Source organism: Colwellia meonggei (assembly GCF_057537295.1).
Genome location: NZ_BAAJLZ010000008.1, coordinates 93,082 through 109,499, shown reverse-complemented (window position 1 = coordinate 109,499; position 16,418 = coordinate 93,082). Strand labels below are relative to the sequence as shown.

Annotated in this window: 15 protein-coding genes; 4 read left to right on the top strand and 11 right to left on the bottom strand. The window is 38.4% G+C overall.

The genetic code is table 11. The features are described 5' to 3' along the window. Positions 1-297 precede the first annotated feature (297 nt). Entirely contained in the window at positions 298-918 is a 621-nt protein-coding gene (locus AC27E9_RS16615) for a c-type cytochrome (RefSeq protein WP_487132113.1), read from the bottom strand. Between the two features lie 235 nt (positions 919-1,153). Then, positions 1,154-2,380, bottom strand: coding sequence for a c-type cytochrome (locus AC27E9_RS16610; protein ID WP_487132111.1), 1,227 nt, complete (start codon positions 2,378-2,380; stop codon positions 1,154-1,156). A gap of 197 nt (positions 2,381-2,577) precedes the next feature. On the opposite strand from AC27E9_RS16610, the gene yihA reads away from it, so the two are divergent. Then, on the top strand, positions 2,578-3,225 hold the full coding sequence (gene yihA / locus AC27E9_RS16605) for a ribosome biogenesis GTP-binding protein YihA/YsxC (protein WP_487132109.1): 648 nt from the start codon (positions 2,578-2,580) through the stop codon (positions 3,223-3,225). An 84-nt stretch (positions 3,226-3,309) separates the two neighbouring features. On the opposite strand, the gene msrA is transcribed toward yihA, so the two are convergent. The 4 genes from msrA to AC27E9_RS16585 form a co-directional block, all read right to left on the bottom strand. Then, positions 3,310-3,807, bottom strand: a complete 498-nt coding sequence (msrA, locus tag AC27E9_RS16600) for a peptide-methionine (S)-S-oxide reductase MsrA (protein WP_487132107.1) — start codon at positions 3,805-3,807, stop codon at positions 3,310-3,312. 3 nt (positions 3,808-3,810) lie between these two features. Then, on the bottom strand, positions 3,811-4,254 hold the full coding sequence (gene msrB, locus AC27E9_RS16595; RefSeq protein ID WP_487132106.1) for a peptide-methionine (R)-S-oxide reductase MsrB: 444 nt from the start codon (positions 4,252-4,254) through the stop codon (positions 3,811-3,813). A gap of 816 nt (positions 4,255-5,070) precedes the next feature. Then, the gene (locus AC27E9_RS16590) at positions 5,071-5,664 is read right to left on the bottom strand and encodes an isochorismatase family protein (protein ID WP_487132105.1); all 594 of its coding nucleotides are present in this window, start codon (positions 5,662-5,664) and stop codon (positions 5,071-5,073) included. Between the two features lie 14 nt (positions 5,665-5,678). After that, the gene (locus tag AC27E9_RS16585) at positions 5,679-6,512 is read right to left on the bottom strand and encodes a pirin family protein (protein ID WP_487132103.1); all 834 of its coding nucleotides are present in this window, start codon (positions 6,510-6,512) and stop codon (positions 5,679-5,681) included. A 105-nt stretch (positions 6,513-6,617) separates the two neighbouring features. Between AC27E9_RS16585 and AC27E9_RS16580 the strand changes: the two genes are divergently transcribed. Continuing rightward, positions 6,618-7,517: a LysR family transcriptional regulator gene (locus AC27E9_RS16580; RefSeq protein WP_487132101.1), complete on the top strand. Its 900-nt coding sequence runs from the start codon at positions 6,618-6,620 to the stop codon at positions 7,515-7,517. Positions 7,518-7,831: 314 nt separating this feature from the next. Here the strand turns inward: AC27E9_RS16580 and AC27E9_RS16575 are convergent, their stop codons facing one another. From AC27E9_RS16575 to AC27E9_RS16565, 3 genes are all read right to left on the bottom strand, one after another. Next, positions 7,832-9,070: an aspartyl protease family protein gene (locus AC27E9_RS16575; protein ID WP_487132099.1), complete on the bottom strand. Its 1,239-nt coding sequence runs from the start codon at positions 9,068-9,070 to the stop codon at positions 7,832-7,834. Positions 9,071-9,215: 145 nt separating this feature from the next. Beyond that, positions 9,216-10,160 carry an MBL fold metallo-hydrolase gene (locus AC27E9_RS16570; RefSeq protein ID WP_487132098.1) on the bottom strand — a complete coding sequence of 315 codons (945 nt, stop codon included), beginning with the start codon at positions 10,158-10,160 and terminating at the stop codon, positions 9,216-9,218. Between the two features lie 262 nt (positions 10,161-10,422). After that, positions 10,423-12,660 carry a winged helix-turn-helix domain-containing protein gene (locus AC27E9_RS16565; RefSeq protein ID WP_487132096.1) on the bottom strand — a complete coding sequence of 746 codons (2,238 nt, stop codon included), beginning with the start codon at positions 12,658-12,660 and terminating at the stop codon, positions 10,423-10,425. Positions 12,661-12,826: 166 nt separating this feature from the next. Here AC27E9_RS16565 and AC27E9_RS16560 point away from each other — a divergent pair, with 166 nt between their 5' ends. Then, positions 12,827-14,296, top strand: a complete 1,470-nt coding sequence (locus AC27E9_RS16560) for an amidohydrolase family protein (RefSeq protein ID WP_487132094.1) — start codon at positions 12,827-12,829, stop codon at positions 14,294-14,296. Positions 14,297-14,421: 125 nt separating this feature from the next. On the opposite strand, the gene AC27E9_RS16555 is transcribed toward AC27E9_RS16560, so the two are convergent. Together AC27E9_RS16555 and AC27E9_RS16550 are read right to left on the bottom strand one after the other, a co-directional pair. Beyond that, positions 14,422-15,036 (bottom strand): DUF1294 domain-containing protein, encoded by a 615-nt coding sequence (locus tag AC27E9_RS16555; protein ID WP_487132092.1) that lies wholly within the window; start codon positions 15,034-15,036, stop codon positions 14,422-14,424. Between the two features lie 16 nt (positions 15,037-15,052). Next, on the bottom strand, positions 15,053-15,346 hold the full coding sequence (locus tag AC27E9_RS16550; RefSeq protein WP_487132091.1) for an ArsR/SmtB family transcription factor: 294 nt from the start codon (positions 15,344-15,346) through the stop codon (positions 15,053-15,055). Positions 15,347-15,468: 122 nt separating this feature from the next. Here AC27E9_RS16550 and AC27E9_RS16545 point away from each other — a divergent pair, with 122 nt between their 5' ends. Next, positions 15,469-16,383, top strand: coding sequence for a permease (locus AC27E9_RS16545; RefSeq protein ID WP_487132089.1), 915 nt, complete (start codon positions 15,469-15,471; stop codon positions 16,381-16,383). Positions 16,384-16,418: the final 35 nt, after the last annotated feature.

The window sequence follows — 16,418 nt, the reverse complement described above, 5'->3', positions numbered from 1 at the left end:
ACATCTTGCATTTAACTAGATTTAATCTCTCTGGAAGAAAATGTAGTTTGATTTGTGATGCTATTGCAGGTGTCAAACTAGGAGCTTAGTTTTTGTCTGGAACAAAAACCTGACCGTACATCGACGTACATGGATGTACTAATGCTTTGGAAGGCAGGAGGCCTGCGAGGGGCCTGTACATGGTCACTCTTTCGCATCCGTGCGATCGTGACATACCGTACATCCTGTGCATAAAAAAGCAGCGAATAAACGCTGCTTTTTATTTTAAATCTATAAGCCTAAATAGGCTAAAAAACCTTACTTAAGAGAAGACATATATTGTGAAAGGGCAACAATCTCTTCATCAGTTAAGTTCGCAGCAACACCTTGCATCATGCCGTTTAAGTCATTATTACGAGAACCATTACGGAATTTCTCTAGCTGACTTTTCAAGTAGTCAGCACTTTGGTTTGCTAGTGCAGGGAAGCCAGCACTTGGCATACCGTGACCATTAATGCCGTGGCAAGCAACACATGCAGTAACTTCCATTTCATTGTTACCACCTAAGTAAAGTTTCTTACCGTGTGCATCATCACTACCATTACCTGCAGTTGCTTGTTGGCTTGCATAAAACGCTGCAACGTCGGCCATATCCTGTTCACTAAGTGCCATCGCCATACCACCCATCACTGGGTCAACACGTCCAGATTTTCCAGCTGAAGTCATGCCTAGCTTGAAATCAGCAAGTTGTTTAGCTAAATAACTTGCACTTTGTCCAGCTAATTTAGGGTACATAGGCACTAAACTATTGCCGTCAGCACCATGACAAGCAGCACACATAGCTGATTTGCTTTTACCTGCTTCGGCGTTACCTTCAGCAGCATTTGCCGCAGTAACTGCACTTAATCCTAGTAAAACAGTAATGATAAATTTTTTCATTGGGTTGGTCTCTGCTTGTCGTTAATACGTTTATATATTGAGTATCTTACTTGCATTGGCATTTTACACGAATTTATTGAATGTGAAATATTGTCGTGAAAAAATCGTTGAGTTAGCAAGTAAATAGATCACACTTTCTAGAAAATTGTTAATAAAAAAGCAGCGACTAGCGCTGCTTTATATTCAGATCTTTCTCAGACGTCTTGTCTTTCTAGACAAATCCGCGCAATAAAACTTACTTCATTGCTGCCATGTATTTAGCTAGTTCTTCAATATCGCTATCTGAAAGTTTAGCAGCAACGCTTTGCATCATAGTGTTGTAGTCGTTATTACGTTCACCATTTTTAAACTTCATTAGCTGTGCTTTTAAGTAAGACTCGTTTTGACCTGCGATAGTTGGGAATCCTGCTTTATTCATACCTTTACCGTCAGCACCATGACAAGCTACACAAGCAGTAATTTTACGTTTTACGTGACCGCCAAAATATAGCTTTTGTCCAACATCTGAACCGGCTAACTCAGCAACAGCAATTTTTTGCGCAGCATAGTAGCTAGCAATTTCTTGCATGTCTTGTTCGCTTAGTGCGGCAGCCATAGGTGCCATAACAGGGTCTTTACGAGTGCCCGCTTTAAATTCTTGTAACTGCTTAACAATATAGCCTGCACTTTGACCAGCCAATTTAGGGTAAATAGCAACAGGGCTATTACCGTCGGCGCCATGACACGCGGCACAAACTGCTGCTTTTGCTTTACCCGCAATAACTGCTGCTGTTATAGGAGCAGCAGGCATAACTTTACGTGGTACAACATTAGCAACGGCCGCTGGGTCAGCAAAATATGCTGCCATATCTGCAATATCGTCTTCCGTCATCGCACCAGCGAATTGGTTCATTGCGTAGTTAACACGTGACTTATTTTTGAAGTTTACTAATTGCTTAGCAATATATTCAGGGTGTTGGTTCGATAAATTTGGGTAAATTAGTACATCGCTGTTACCTTCGCTACCGTGACAACCAATACAAGCACCAATGCTACGAGAAGCATCGCCTAATTCATAAAGGCTTTTACCGGCTGCTGGGTTTGGTACGTAAGCAGCAGGGGCTGCACTTGCCGTTGCACCTGTGTCTGTGCTAGCTGCGTCTTGACTAGCGCCATCGCGAGGAAGGCTGGCGAAGTAAGCTGCTACATCAGCCATATCTTGCTCAGAAAGTGGTGCTGCCATTGGACCCATTAATGGGTCTTTACGGTCGCCTGATTTGAAAGCTTTTAACTGTTTAACAATATAGTCTGAATGTTGACCCGCTATGTTCGGGTAAGTGTCAGTTGTACCAATACCGTTTGTACCGTGACAAGCGGCACAAGTTGCGGCTTTTGTTTTACCCGCTTCAGCATCGCCCGACGCTGCTATAGCAACATTAATGCTTAATAGTGTTAAAATTAGTGAAGTTAAAATCTGTTTCATAACAAAACTCTCAACATGCTTTTGTGTTTTTTATTGAATGTATTCAATAAGCCGAAAAAATTGGCGACATCATACACTAATTACGCCCTTTAGAGGGGGTTTTAGCGAAAAAATTTGCCTAAAGTCTAATACAATTGCATCTTTAGCGCGAAAAAACGATATAATACGGTTTTAATTTTCATAGTTGAGTTTAAACCTTGTCATCTACAGCCATTCATCTAAGCAAAGCGACATTTACCATTAGTGCTCCCGATATTCGTCGTTTACCGGCAGATAGCGGTATTGAGGTGGCTTTTGCTGGTCGTTCTAATGCGGGTAAGTCGAGTGCATTAAACACGTTAACCAACCAAAAAAGTTTAGCACGCACCAGTAAAACTCCTGGTCGTACGCAATTAATCAATATTTTTGAAATTGCCGAAAACAAGCGCTTGGTAGATTTACCAGGTTATGGTTTTGCTAAAGTGCCAATGGAAATGAAGAAAAAGTGGCAAAAAGCTTTAGGTGAGTATCTTGAAAAACGAGAATGTTTGAAAGGCCTTGTCGTGCTTATGGATATTCGTCACCCATTAAAAGATCTCGATATGGACTTAATTCAATGGGCAGCTGATAGCGAACTACCTGTTTTAGCTTTACTAACAAAAAGCGATAAGCTGTCTCAAGGTAAGGTGAGTGCGCAAGTACTTGCTGTTAAAAAACAATTAAAAACCTTGAATGCAGACATTAAAGTGCAGGCATTTTCATCGTTAAAACGCACAGGCTCAGAGCAAGCGAATAATGTTATTTGTAATTGGTTTCAAGATGAAAATATTGAACGATTAAATGATGAAGCGATAGCCGAAGAATAATCACTACTTCTAAGCAGTTAATATAAAAACGCCCTGAATATTCAGGGCGTTTTTATCTCAATTAAATAATTTAGTTCAAATGGGTTATTGTTCTGGCAGCACCCAATCAGCGCGTGGAAAATGGCAGGTATATCCGTAAGGAACTTGTTGCAAATAGTCTTGATGCTCAGGCTCTGCTTGCCAAAAATCTCCCGCAGGCGCCAATTCAGTAACAACAGTTCCCGGCCACAAGCCTGATGCATTAACGTCTACTATGGTTTTCTCTGCCATTAGCTTCTGCTCGTTTGATGTATAATAAATCGCTGAACGATATGAACTACCGCGATCATTACCTTGGCGATTTTTTGTTGTTGGATCGTGAATTTGGAAAAAGTATTCCAAAATTTTTCGATATCCGATCACAGTATTATCAAATAGAATTTCGATACCTTCTGCATGATCGCCGTGGTTTCGGTAGGTTGCATTTTCTATTTCACCACCGGTATAACCGACCCGAGTTGCCGTGACACCTGTTAACTGCCGAATTAAATCTTGCATGCCCCAAAAGCAGCCGCCAGCGAGTATAGCTTTTTCAATAGCCATTGTTTATCCCTCAACTTGTGCCAAATATGCTTGGTAACCTTCAGTGGCCATATCATTTCGATGAATAAATTTAAGTGAAGCGGAATTAATACAATAGCGCAAACCACCAGATGCAGCCGGGCCATCGGGAAACACATGTCCTAAGTGACTATCGCCATGAGCAGAGCGTACCTCTGTTCGCACCATGCCATGAGTTTCATCACTTAATTCATTAACATTGGTTGAAACAATAGGTTTACTAAAGCTTGGCCAGCCACAACCTGAATCGAATTTATCCGCTGAAGCGAATAATGGCTCACCTGATACAACATCAACATAAATGCCTGGAGCGGTATTCTCTAATAGTTCACCCGTCCACGGATGTTCGGTACCATTTTCTTGTGTAACTCGGTACTGCTCGGCATTTAAGGCCGCAACTGCATCGGGTGACTTTTTATATTCAGACATAAACTCTCCTTTCGAACAGCAATAAAATTGCGTAAATATTAATAAAGCGAGTAAAAAAATAATATCGTTATACGCTGTGTCTATCAATAGACCGGAAAGTAAGTAAATAATTCGCTAAATTGGTGTTTAGATGTTTTTGAAGTTGGGAGGTTTACCGAATTTTGGGCATAAAAAAACCGATGACAAAAGGGGTCATCGGTATAGTTAGCTTGGGGAAGCTAGAATTCAAAATTAATACAACAGGTGTTCTAACGAGAACAAAGCCAGTATAGAGCAACAACTCTACAAAAGTAAAGCCTTTACTCTAAAAAGATTGCAAAAATGTAAATATTTAGTTTTGTGGGCATTTGTGACTACGCGCAATGCTTGAGATTACCAATCACTGCATGAAAATCAGTCCATCTAACATCCACTTTGATACGATAGCGGACATTAGCATAATTCGATTTTATGACTTCTCCGTGCCAGAAGCGGCCGCTGAATATAAGTATTTTATTTGGTTCGAATGCGTTTATAACGCGCATTATTATTTAACTATATTTCGTGATTTTAAGTACCTTAAGCCTTTAACAACATTTGGTAATATAAGATAAGAGATTATTGGCACTATGATAGCTAGGAGCAACATTAGTCTAGCTAGTTCATTTTCTGGCAAGTATGGGTTTAATAACTTTGGCAGAAAAAACACTAAAGGTAATAAAGATAAGTAAGTAGCGATAGCTAATATGTGCTTATTGGGAGTAAAAGTGTGCATTCTTTTTTCCTGTAAATGAATAGGTGCTGAGATACAAACCAACTATCTCAGCACCTATAGTCTTAATGTAACTTAGAAAGAATTTCTTCAAATAATACTTGAATAAGCTTCCCGCCGTTCTCACTGCTCCAGTCTTGAGCTAACTCTGCGATTAACTGGTTTGTAGAAGTTAGTGTTACGCCGTGACTTTCCATTCGTCTTAAAGCTGTTTCATCAGCAAGTGTTGTCGGCGAGCCAGAGCCATCTACAACAACCTGAACGTTGTAGCCTTCACTAATAGCTGTTATTGCTGGATAGACAACACAAACATCCGTTGTGATACCCGCGATAATAATATTTTTTCGTCCGGTGGCTTTAACTGCGGCAGTAAAATTTTCATCCTTCATGCTATCTACCACGCCCGCTCGAAGGATACGGTTTTCATAAGCTTCTGGTACAGCTTGAATCAACTCTTCAAAAAGTGGCCCTTGTGCTTGGTCTTCCATGCTAGACGTAAGTATTAATGGCATGCCTGTTTCTTTTGCTGCACGTGCTAAAGCAACTGTATTTTTTTTAATTTCATCTAGCTCTAGTGAGCCAACCCAGCCCATTGTGCCGACCTGATGATCGATTAGTAACATCACTGAGTTTTCTGGTGTAAAAGTAGTAGTTTTCATTATTGACCTCTCTATTAAGATATTTGGCGAATGCCATTTGTGTGCAGTTGTCTTATCTTTTGAACACCTGCAATTAAATTTGATTTGTTGCTGTGAACTGACGCACCATTACTGATAATCGGCTGTTTTAATGGCGCACCTGTTACCACTAAAAATTCAGCATTTTGGTTTAGTGCGTTAACTGATATAAGTTCAGATTGGTTTTCATAGATACCAAGCTCACCTGACTCTAAGCGCACTCCGCCGGTTTCTATCACCCCCTTCCTGACATAAATAAATGCTGTGGAGTGTGATGCTTGGTTTGAATGAGGCCATGTACTATCGGCATCTAGCTTGATATGAAAATATGACATATCAACTGGCGGTTGAGCAGCACTTTTCTGGCCGTGATACTCTCCTACAAGGATTTTAACGCTTGCACCATTAGCTTCGACCACTGGAATGTCTTGCTCTTGTAATGTTGAATAGGTCACAGGGCCCATTTCTAAGCCTTTTTCAGGCAGTGCGATCCAAAGCTGAAAAGCATCTACAAGTTTTCTATCAGGAAATACAGTTTCTTTGTGTAAAACTCCAGCCCCTGAAGACATGATTTGAATGCCTCCAGATTTTAGCAGTCCACTATGACCACCAGTATCCTCATGCGCTATATCGCCAATTTGAGGGTAGCTAATGGTGGCGACTCCAGAATGACCGTGAAAGTCGAATCCTGCTGTACCTTCTACGTAAGGTAAATAAAAGTGGTCCCACAACACAAAAGGATTAAGTTCTTCTATATTGGTTGTAGCAACAAAGCTATTAACAGGGCCATGCTTTCTGCCATTTCTAATTTCTTTAATTTGTCTTGTCATCGCATTTCATCCGCTTCAAATTCTGTTGATAAAGGTTATTACAAGACTTATTATTTTATTAGATGGTTTATTCGGGTTTGTTAATCCCATTTTTGAAGGTAATTTATGAACCTTAATGATATCAAGGTCTTTGTAAGTGTTGTTGAAGCAGGTAGCTTTGCAGGAGCTAGCAATATATTGGCTATGCCGTCAACAACTGTCAGCAGAAAGGTCGTTCAATTAGAAGCTGGTCTAGGAGTAAAGTTACTCTATCGAAGCACACGAAAGTTATCATTGACGGAAGAAGGCCAACACTATTTTCATTTATGTCAGCAGCACCTCGTAGCGCTTGAGCAAGCCAACGAATTGATTATGCAGGCACAATCAGAGCCTAAGGGAAAGATTCGCATATCATCGCCTTTTGACTTTGCTACGCAATACGCTCAACCTTGGATTGCTGAGTTTTTAAAAAAATATCCAGAAATTAGCATTGAGTTGGATACCTCTGATAGCTATATCAATATGGTGGAAGACAGGATTGATGTTGCATTTCGCTCCGGTCAATTACAAGACTCTTCATTAATTGCAAGGCGAATAGGACCAAAGCATAGCGTTTGTTGCGCAAGTCCAGAATTCTTGAGTGCAGCAGAAAAAATAAAAGTCCCAGATGATTTGGCAAAACTCAACTGTCTTATTATGGGAAGATCACTATTATCTAATGATTGGCACTTTTTAAATCAAGAAAAAGTCTATCAAGTTAAAGTTTCAGGAAGGTATGCGACAACAAGTATGCACTTGATTATCGAGTCTGCTCTGAGCGGACTTGGCGTCGCCTACGTACCTATTGCTTTAGTTAAGAGTCACCTTGAAAGTGGCAAACTTGTGCAGCTTTTAACTGACTATGAAACGCCACAGTCCAATATGTTTATCATTTATCAATCCCATAAATACATGACCAAACCAATTAGACTTTTCATTGACCACATAATTGAAAAGGTCAGCCCTAAGGCTCCATGGAGTCTATAATTAACCTGTTCTCTATTCATTGGGAGGCAAGAATTACTCAACAACCTTTGCCTTAAAAGGTAAGTCTTTAACTATTAATGATAAGCCTATTTCACTGCCTTTATAGTTGAGTGAATTGAACTATCTGTTCTTTAAAAAGCTGCTTTTGCATGCGGCTTTTTTTCTCTGTATTATGATTTATTGTTTTTATAATTGACACCATTTGACTATCAAACTGTGCTAGACAAATGAGAGTTAGCCCACTATAGCTTCATATATTAGGGAACTAGCGAGACAGGTGTATTTAGCCTAGCACAAGAGAGTTATCGTATTATCTACAATGCGGAATAACCAATCACTTTCTCAGTGACTATTTCGAAACATATATTATCTCTTTGAATGCAGACTTGTTTGATACCTGGCGTTGCAGATATGTTTAACATGTGCGAGGTTGTTATTTCTGTTGTTGGAATATTACTAATTTTCGTTACTAAATCACCTACTTTTAAATTGTGTTTACTCACAGGAAAGTTAGGAAATATATAGCGAATAACAAATTCTCCACTCCGTATTTTTCGTAACTCTAGACCCAGTAAATTGTATCGCATACTGATTTTTTTTTGTGGCTCTAGGTACATTTTGTCGCTCGGGTAGTCGATCACGGTTTTGTATTGGTTTAATAGGGCGTTGCCAATTACCCAAAAATCGTCTTCATCCTCATCTTTGCTTGGGATCAAGTTAGTTTTAATGTTCGGGATTTTCAAACTGCCTAATCTAAGAGCAGGTAAAGTTACGCGCTCATGTTCTACTTTTCCGTTTAGGCCAAAATCTGCAGCGGTTATGCTCTCGGAATCAATTACGATATCTCGGTTTTCAGTAAACTGGGAGGAGATTTTCAAATAGTGTCGGCTACCAGTGTCAATTATAAAGTCGCCCGTGGCGTTGTCTTTTTCATTAAATACCAGTGTACCTTCAATAGATATTTTACTGAGGAAGGTATCTATTTCGAATGACTCTGTATGCTGGTTTGCTTGATAGGGTTGTGTACCGACAGTGATTGAGTTTTTAGATTTATCGAATTGCCAAATAAAATGTTTCAGCATATCGTGACCAATTACACCATCGATTAAGGCTTCATCTGCTCTTAAAAAATAGGGGCTTGTTGATATTGGTATATAGGCCGCTTTTAGGCCATTAAATTGCACTTCTGCCATATTAAAGCTATCAATATCGGTTTGGTAAGCTTTGGTACTTTCTTCTTCTCCCCAACCTGAAAGTGATAATGGAAAACCTTCGGGTAGCTCCATTGCTTTAACTTTTGGGGTGTCAAAAAGTATTAAGAAACTCGCGCCGGTATCTATTAAAAAAAGCAATTCTTCACCGTTAACGTTGGCGTTAATGTAAGGCTTTTCACCCAAAAAACTTGCTTTTAATGCAATGGGTTGAGTGCTATCAATCACCGGTTTTACATTGGAATTAATTTGCATCATACGCAGTGAATTTAAAGTGTCACAGCCGCTTGCTGAGATAAACGTAATAGCAATTAAGCTGCTTAAAAATATGTGCTTTAGCATATTGAGATTTTATAAATATAGGGTGATATGTAGTAAGTTATTACTGTTGTTGTGAAATTTATGTGAAAAATACAATAGGGTTATGATACTAAGCTTTATTTTGTTTATTGCCGTCCTTGGCTTCATTCATATGTAACTAATGGATTTATGCTGACTGCATGTTATACATAGTGGTTATCTGCTCTTTAATAGCACTGGTGAAATTTTTATAAAGTGGCGCAAAGCTTGATGTGAGTTCTGCTTGTGCTTGCGTAATAATTTCATTTGGTTTTTTACCTGCTTGATATCCGCTTTTTACTAACTGCCATACATGAGTTAATAATTTTGCATCTCGTTTTACAGACTCAACAGTGGTTACATTGCCATGACCAGTAAGTACTACATCAGGATTTAGTTTTATTACCTTATTGAGTGTGGCAATTAAGTTCGGAACATTAGCATCAGGGATAATAATTGGCATCCAATCTGAACTTAGTACATCGCCACCAAAAACAACTTTTTGCTTTGGTAACCACATCAATACATCACCTTGCGAATGGCCGTTATTGGAAAATATAAATTCAATATCCATGTCGCCTAGGCTACGCTTTTCAATGCTAGTTAATAGCTTTGACGGGTATAAAAGTTGGCTATTGCCTGTAATGCCTTTTGTCATACGTGCGAAAGCTTTAACATCATCTTTGCCATATTTGTTCATGGTATTAGCGGCTTGTTTTTTGGCGATAATTTCTGTGTTATCGTCGGCAATTCCTGCATTTCCTAGCCAATGATCAGCATGGCTATGCGAGTTAACTATCCAGCGAATGGGTTTGTTGGTGACAGTTTTTATTGCGGCTTTAATGCTTTTACCTATGGCTTCTGATGAACCGGTATCAAATACGACTACGCCTTGTTCCGTTACAACGAAATAACTATTTGAATTCCAACCCTTATTTTCAGCGGTAGGCAAGCCAAATGATGGTGAAATAATACTGTAAATATTGTGGCTAACCATTTCTGGAGAAAATTTAAAGTCGTTATTTTGTGCCCAGGCGTTACTGGAAAATAGTGTGATAAGGCCAGTAAAAAAAAGCGCTTTCCTAATATGCATTAACATTATTCCCTATAAAATCAATTAAATAATTACTATTCATCAAGCTGTAGCAGAATGATGATGTTGATTTTTATAGCAAGGACGTTACTTAAAATATATGCGTTATAGATGAATTAGCGATTTCTTACGTTAAAACAGCTTTTCATCAGTGTTTGTAGCATTTAGTTGCAATTATAATCTTAGGTACGCGATTAATCATCAATCAATTTGCATTCATCGAACATAATTAACCTTATCAGTGTGATGTATGAATTGTAGACTATTTCTCAATCTGTCGGTTTTTTTGTAGTAGTTCATGCCATCTTTGTTCATTCCCACCGGCTTTTTTATACATTGCTTTTAAGGTATGTTCACTAAAAATATTGTCGTTGTAGTCAGGTAACCAACCGTTTTCAAATAATCGTTCAATCGTTAACTTAAGTTGTTGATGTTGTTCAATTAAAGCATACCAATAGACTTTCTCTTTATCACTGGTTAGCTGTTTTTTACTAGAAAAATAATTCGTCAATTTTTCAATAATCTGTGATTTAGTATCGAATTGCAGAGTATCACCTAACAAAGTTGCTAGAAAAATGAATTGCCCAACATTCTCACTCTTTATCTCGGTATTTACGTTAATAGTTGGAAAATATTGACGAAACTTTGTTAGCGCTTCGTCTGATAATTTCATATTTTTAAGTGCAGAAATGTATGGCATTGCATATATCGCAATATCGGGTGCAAGTTCAAGGCGAGCGGTTAACTTTTTTAATGCTTGCTCATATTTTCCCTTTGCCATCGCAAGTGCGCTTTGGCTATAAAATAGAAAGCCGGGGTTCACCTCATCTTGGTTAATATTAGTGATCAGGTTTTGGGCTTTTTCTACATCGCCTAAGCTTAGCCACACTAATGCCTGCGTAAGTTGGTAAACTCTATGATTGGCAATATTGCTTGGCTCAGTGCTAAGCCATTGTATAAATGCTTGCGCTCTTTTTGTATTTAGCGGAAGAAAATCAAGCTCTTCAATCGCACGATGTGAGTAATGTGGCTCAATAATTAGTGCTCGTTGATAATAGCTTCTCGCTTTTTCAACTTGTCGCATGTTTAGGTATGAATAAGCAAGTCCACGAATAATAATCGGAGATAAAGGGTCTAGTGAAAATGCGCTTTTTGATGCTTGTAGTGCCTGGCTGTATTGCCCTGTTTGGCGAAGGAATTTGCTACGAAAGTAATGTCCCATAGCATAATTTGGCGCAACTTTAGCTGCGCGCTTAAACAATTGTTCTGCTTCCTCAAATTGGCCTAAATCGTTAAGTAAAATGGCTTGTGTAGTCAACACTTCACCATTGTTGGCATTGATTTCCAGCGCTTTGGTGACTAAAGGTTGGCAATTTTCATGGGCTTGTGAAGACGTTAACTTGCTATAAACAGATAGATAAATATGTGTATGGCAAAGACCAATTAATGAACCAAGGTGATTAGGTGATTGTTTGAGAATTTTTTGATACAGAACTTTAGCTTGGTTCAATGCCGATACATTACGTTTGTCCCATAGATGGCGTGCCAATATATAGCTTTCGTAGTGAGGGTCTTGTTCAGGAGCTACTGAGGCTTTGATTGTTGTATTTGTTGGTAGTAGGCGTGCAACAAGCGCTTCAACAATAGTGTTTTTTAGTACCAACATGTCGTTTTTTTTTGCTTTAAAGTTTTGTGCCCAAATAATTTCGTTGTTTTCTTGATTAACAAGCTGCACTGACGCTAACAAGGAGCTATTGTATTGCTGAATACTTGTTAATAAACGAGTTTTAGCTTCAATTGTCTCAATATCTTTTCGTAAATAGATAAATTTTAACTTAGTCTGTGACACTAAATCGCTGATTAATAATTGGTTAAATGAACTTAAAGATTCAATTTTAGGTTGAGTGAGGTTGTTTGTTGGTAAAACAGCAATAGTAAGCAGTTGCTGTTCATTCGCTGTTTCTTTTGATGAATAATACCAACCAGAAAGGACAAGCAAAGCGAATGTTATTAGGCCGGCGAGGGTAATAACGTTGCTTCTTTTTAAGTGTTTTTTTTCTAGCACTTTATTTGTTGATGGTTTTTTTTTACTTTTTATTTGTTCTAAGTTTTGCTTTGGCTGTAACAGTAGGCGATAGCCTTTGCCTGAAATACGTTCAATATGGTCAATGTCAGTTTGGTGGCAATTCAGTGCTTTTCTTAGTTGAGCTATCGCCTGATAAATTGAGCTATCAGAAATAACGCGTTGTGGCCAAATGGCATCAGCGATATCGGTTTGGCTGACTGGGCGGCCATGATTCTTAGTTAAATACACACAAAGAGCCATAACTTTTGGCGTTAACTTCTGAATGCTTGGTTGGTCAGTATACTCTGACGCTTTGTCTTCATTAATCCACTTTATGTTATTTAGTGCTGGCGTGATAAGCCATGGCCCTAAAATAAAAGGTTGCTGGTAGTTAATGTCACTTTGGTTTTCGGCATTCAATTGGTTAATGTCCATCAAACAATATTCAATATCAGTGTTTTTATTCTATAACAGCACATAGTAAGTTACTGATTTTAAATTATTAAGAAAAAAATTAGATTTAAATTAGAAAGTGATTAAGTAATTATTTTATGGCTAGTGCAACCTGACGCAAAATTATTCATTAAGCAGCAAAGGATTCATGAAATATATTATTTTTCTATTTATTATCTTTAATATTTTTACAAAACAAAGTCAGGCCAACGACTTAATTATTAAAAACGTTACCCTAATTAATCCTGTTGATAACAATAGCATTTTAACACTTGAGCACCAATGGCTTTTAATTGAAGGCGGTGTTATTAAAAAAGTATCTACAACTGCAATTGAAGCAATTGAAAGTACCAAAGAGATTGACGGAACCGGTAAATTTTTAATTCCGGGACTAATGGATAGTCATGTACATACGGGCACTATGCCAGGAGCAAATGCGGATTACCTAGAAACTAAGCCGTTGCAGCAAGCCTACTTAAAGCAGCAACCGAGGAGTTATTTATATCACGGTATTACCCAGATATTGGATCCTTCACGCACTCCTGCATCGGTTGAACTATTTAATCAGGCCGCGATTAAACCTGATCTTTTGTTTTGTGGTGCCGTGCCTATTATTGGTGGTTATAATCTGCTTGGCGCCGATTTAGCGCAAGCAATACAACAGCGAAAATACTTTATTTATCAGCCTGAAAAAGATGGTTTACCGCCGAAAGGATTTGATGCAAAACAGCATTCTCCGGAAAGTGTGGTAAAGCGCATCGCAGAAGATGGTGCTAAATGCGTTAAGGTCTATATTGAAGATGGTTTTGATTTAGCTTCACATTGGCCTTCAATAGAGATGAGTACCTTAAAGCGAGTACGAAAAGCGGCGGATAAATATGGAATAAAAGTAATTGCTCATGCTAATGCTGTCGATATGCAGCGCATTGCTGTTGATGCCAACGTTGATGTGTTAGCTCACGGTATGTGGAACTGGTTAACACTTAAAAGTGATAACGGTTTACCTGAAAAAATTCAACAAATTGCTGACGATATACTAGAAGGTAAAATCGTATACCAGCCAACACTTAATGTTATGCGCAGCCTTCGAGATGTTACTGTTGCAGGACATATGGAACATCCAGATTACAAAAATGTTGTATCAGCTGATGCACTTGATTGGTATGCCAGTGAAAATGGCCAGTGGTTTAGTAAAGTTATGGTTGAAGGTTATGATAATTTACCCCTTGCACAAATTCATCGTCGCATGATATCAGTGCTAAATAACGGTGAACGCGTGCTTCAATACCTCTACAAAAATGGTTTGCCTTTGGTATTAGCAACAGATACGCCTCCTGCTCCAACTTATGCTTCGCAACCTGGTATTTCTGCCAATTGGGAGCTTAAGCATATGTACAAGTTAGGTGTAAGTTTGCCACATATATTAGCGGCGGCAACGATTAACAACGCGAAGGCTTTTAATGTTGAGAAAAGTTATGGCTCTATAGCGCCTGGTAAAGTTGGTAACTTCTTATTGCTTGATTCAAATCCGCTAAAGTCCATTAAAGCTTACGATCAAATAAATACGGTTGTGTTACATGGCGTTAGCCATAAACGAGATGTATTTAAACTGAAGTAGACATTCACTCATCAAGTGATTAAGTTTGCTATTCACTTAGTCACTTCAGTATTTTGTTTTTGTGCTTAAAAATTGATTTTAGTGCCTTTTGAAGTGTTTCTTATCGGATAAATGTGCGTATATCATTAAATAGGAATGCGCAGTAAGTTAAGGATATTACCGTCGTTCATTGACATTAACCATACAAGTGCACTGCAATTGATGATTACAGTAGCCCAAAAAACTATTCTAAAGCTTTTCTTTTGAGATTTATGTCGCAGTGTTTGTTGGGCGATTATTGCACCTGGCCATCCCCCTATTAAGGCAAGTAGGTGTAGTGTTGATTCCGGTGTACGCCAAGCATTACGCTTTGCTTTTGACTTGTCGAATGCGTAGACAATAAAGGTAATAAAGCTAGTGCTTGCATAAAATAAAACTAAATTTACTGGCAAATAGTTCATCAGAGTGGCGATTGTAATCAATACAAGAAATATTGAAGCAAAATAAATAGAAAAAGCATTACTTTGCTTGGCTTTTCTTTTGATTAGTTTCTCACCTGAAAATGTCGCTTGAACAGCGCACGAGCGACCTTGCTTATCTTTGGTGATAGAAAAAGTAATCACATCATTCAATTGCGGTACGCGACTTCTATTTGTAAAAGCACGTTTATGAATAAATACTTGCTTGCCACCCCCATTAGGCAAAATAAAACCGTATGCTTTATCACTATTCCATTTAGTTAGATTTCCCTTTAAACGCATATAGATTGTGCACCTATTATGATTGCTCGTCGCTACAACATTCATCTTGCAAAAATGCGATGACCGATAAAAACTTTTCGTATTCAACGACACAAAATAGCGTTCTTCCTTCTCGGCGCTGGGTAATAAGTCCTGCCGAAGCTAAGCTCGATATATGATGAGATAAGGTTGAACCGGGAATCGATAATTCTTCTTGAACCACACCAACGGCAATACCTTGCTCACCAGATTTTACTAAGCGCTTGAATATAGCAAGGCGAGTAGGGTGGCCTAGTTCTTTTAAGGCTTTGGCAACAATCTCAATATCCATAATTAATACTCCCACAACATGTTCGACAACTAATATTTCCATATTACTAGAAATATATTGACAAGGAAAGTTTAAAGTCTATAATTCGACAAATCTAGAAATGTAGTTTTATGGTGGTTGTTATGATTATTACGCAAGAAATGGTGTTTGATACCTTAAATATGTTTGCCTTTTTGGCTGTTGAGTTAACGTTACTCTTTTTATTGATCAGCTATATTGTTGGTGTATTGCAGGAATATATTCCGCCTAGCAAGATTCAAAGTATATTAAGCAGTAAAAATGGTAAGGGTTATATTATTGCTGGATTCTTGGGCGCTATTACGCCTTTTTGTTCTTGCTCAACCATTCCTTTTTTAAAAGGTTTACTTAGAGCAAAAGCGGGCTTTGGTACTATGATGGTTTTCCTATTTGCTAGCCCATTATTGAACCCGATCATCATTGGCTTATTTGCAGTGACCTTTGGCATGAAAGTAACCGTGTTCTATTTTGTTATCGCGATGGGTGTTTCAATTGCGGCTGGTTATTTACTCGAAAAATTGGGCTTCGAAAAATACATTAAACCAGAAGCTTATATTGAGCCAGAAAGTAAAGGTTGTGGGAGTAGCTGTGGTAGCAAAGCAAAAGAAGTAAGCAAATGGCTAAGAATTTGGTATAGCACCTGGGCGGACTTCAAAAAAGTATTACCATACCTTATTGGCGGTATTGCTGTTGGCTCAATGATCTATGGCTTTATGCCGACAGAATTAGTAGCAAGTATTGCCAGCGAAGATAACCCATTTGCAATTCCGGTTGCTGCTGTAATTGGCATTCCTTTATATATTCGTGCAGAAGCCGTTATCCCATTAAGTGCAGCGTTAGCAGCGAAAGGCATGGGGTTAGGCGCAGTAATGGCATTAATTATAGGGAGTGCAGGCGCAAGTTTAACGGAAGTTGTATTACTAAAATCAATCTTTAAAAACAAAATGATTTTGGCATTTCTCACGGTTATTTTGTCAATGGCGGTTGGTGCTGGATATTTATATACTTACCTATTTTAATTGACCTTGGTATTAAGGCGTATTGCTCTTTGTGA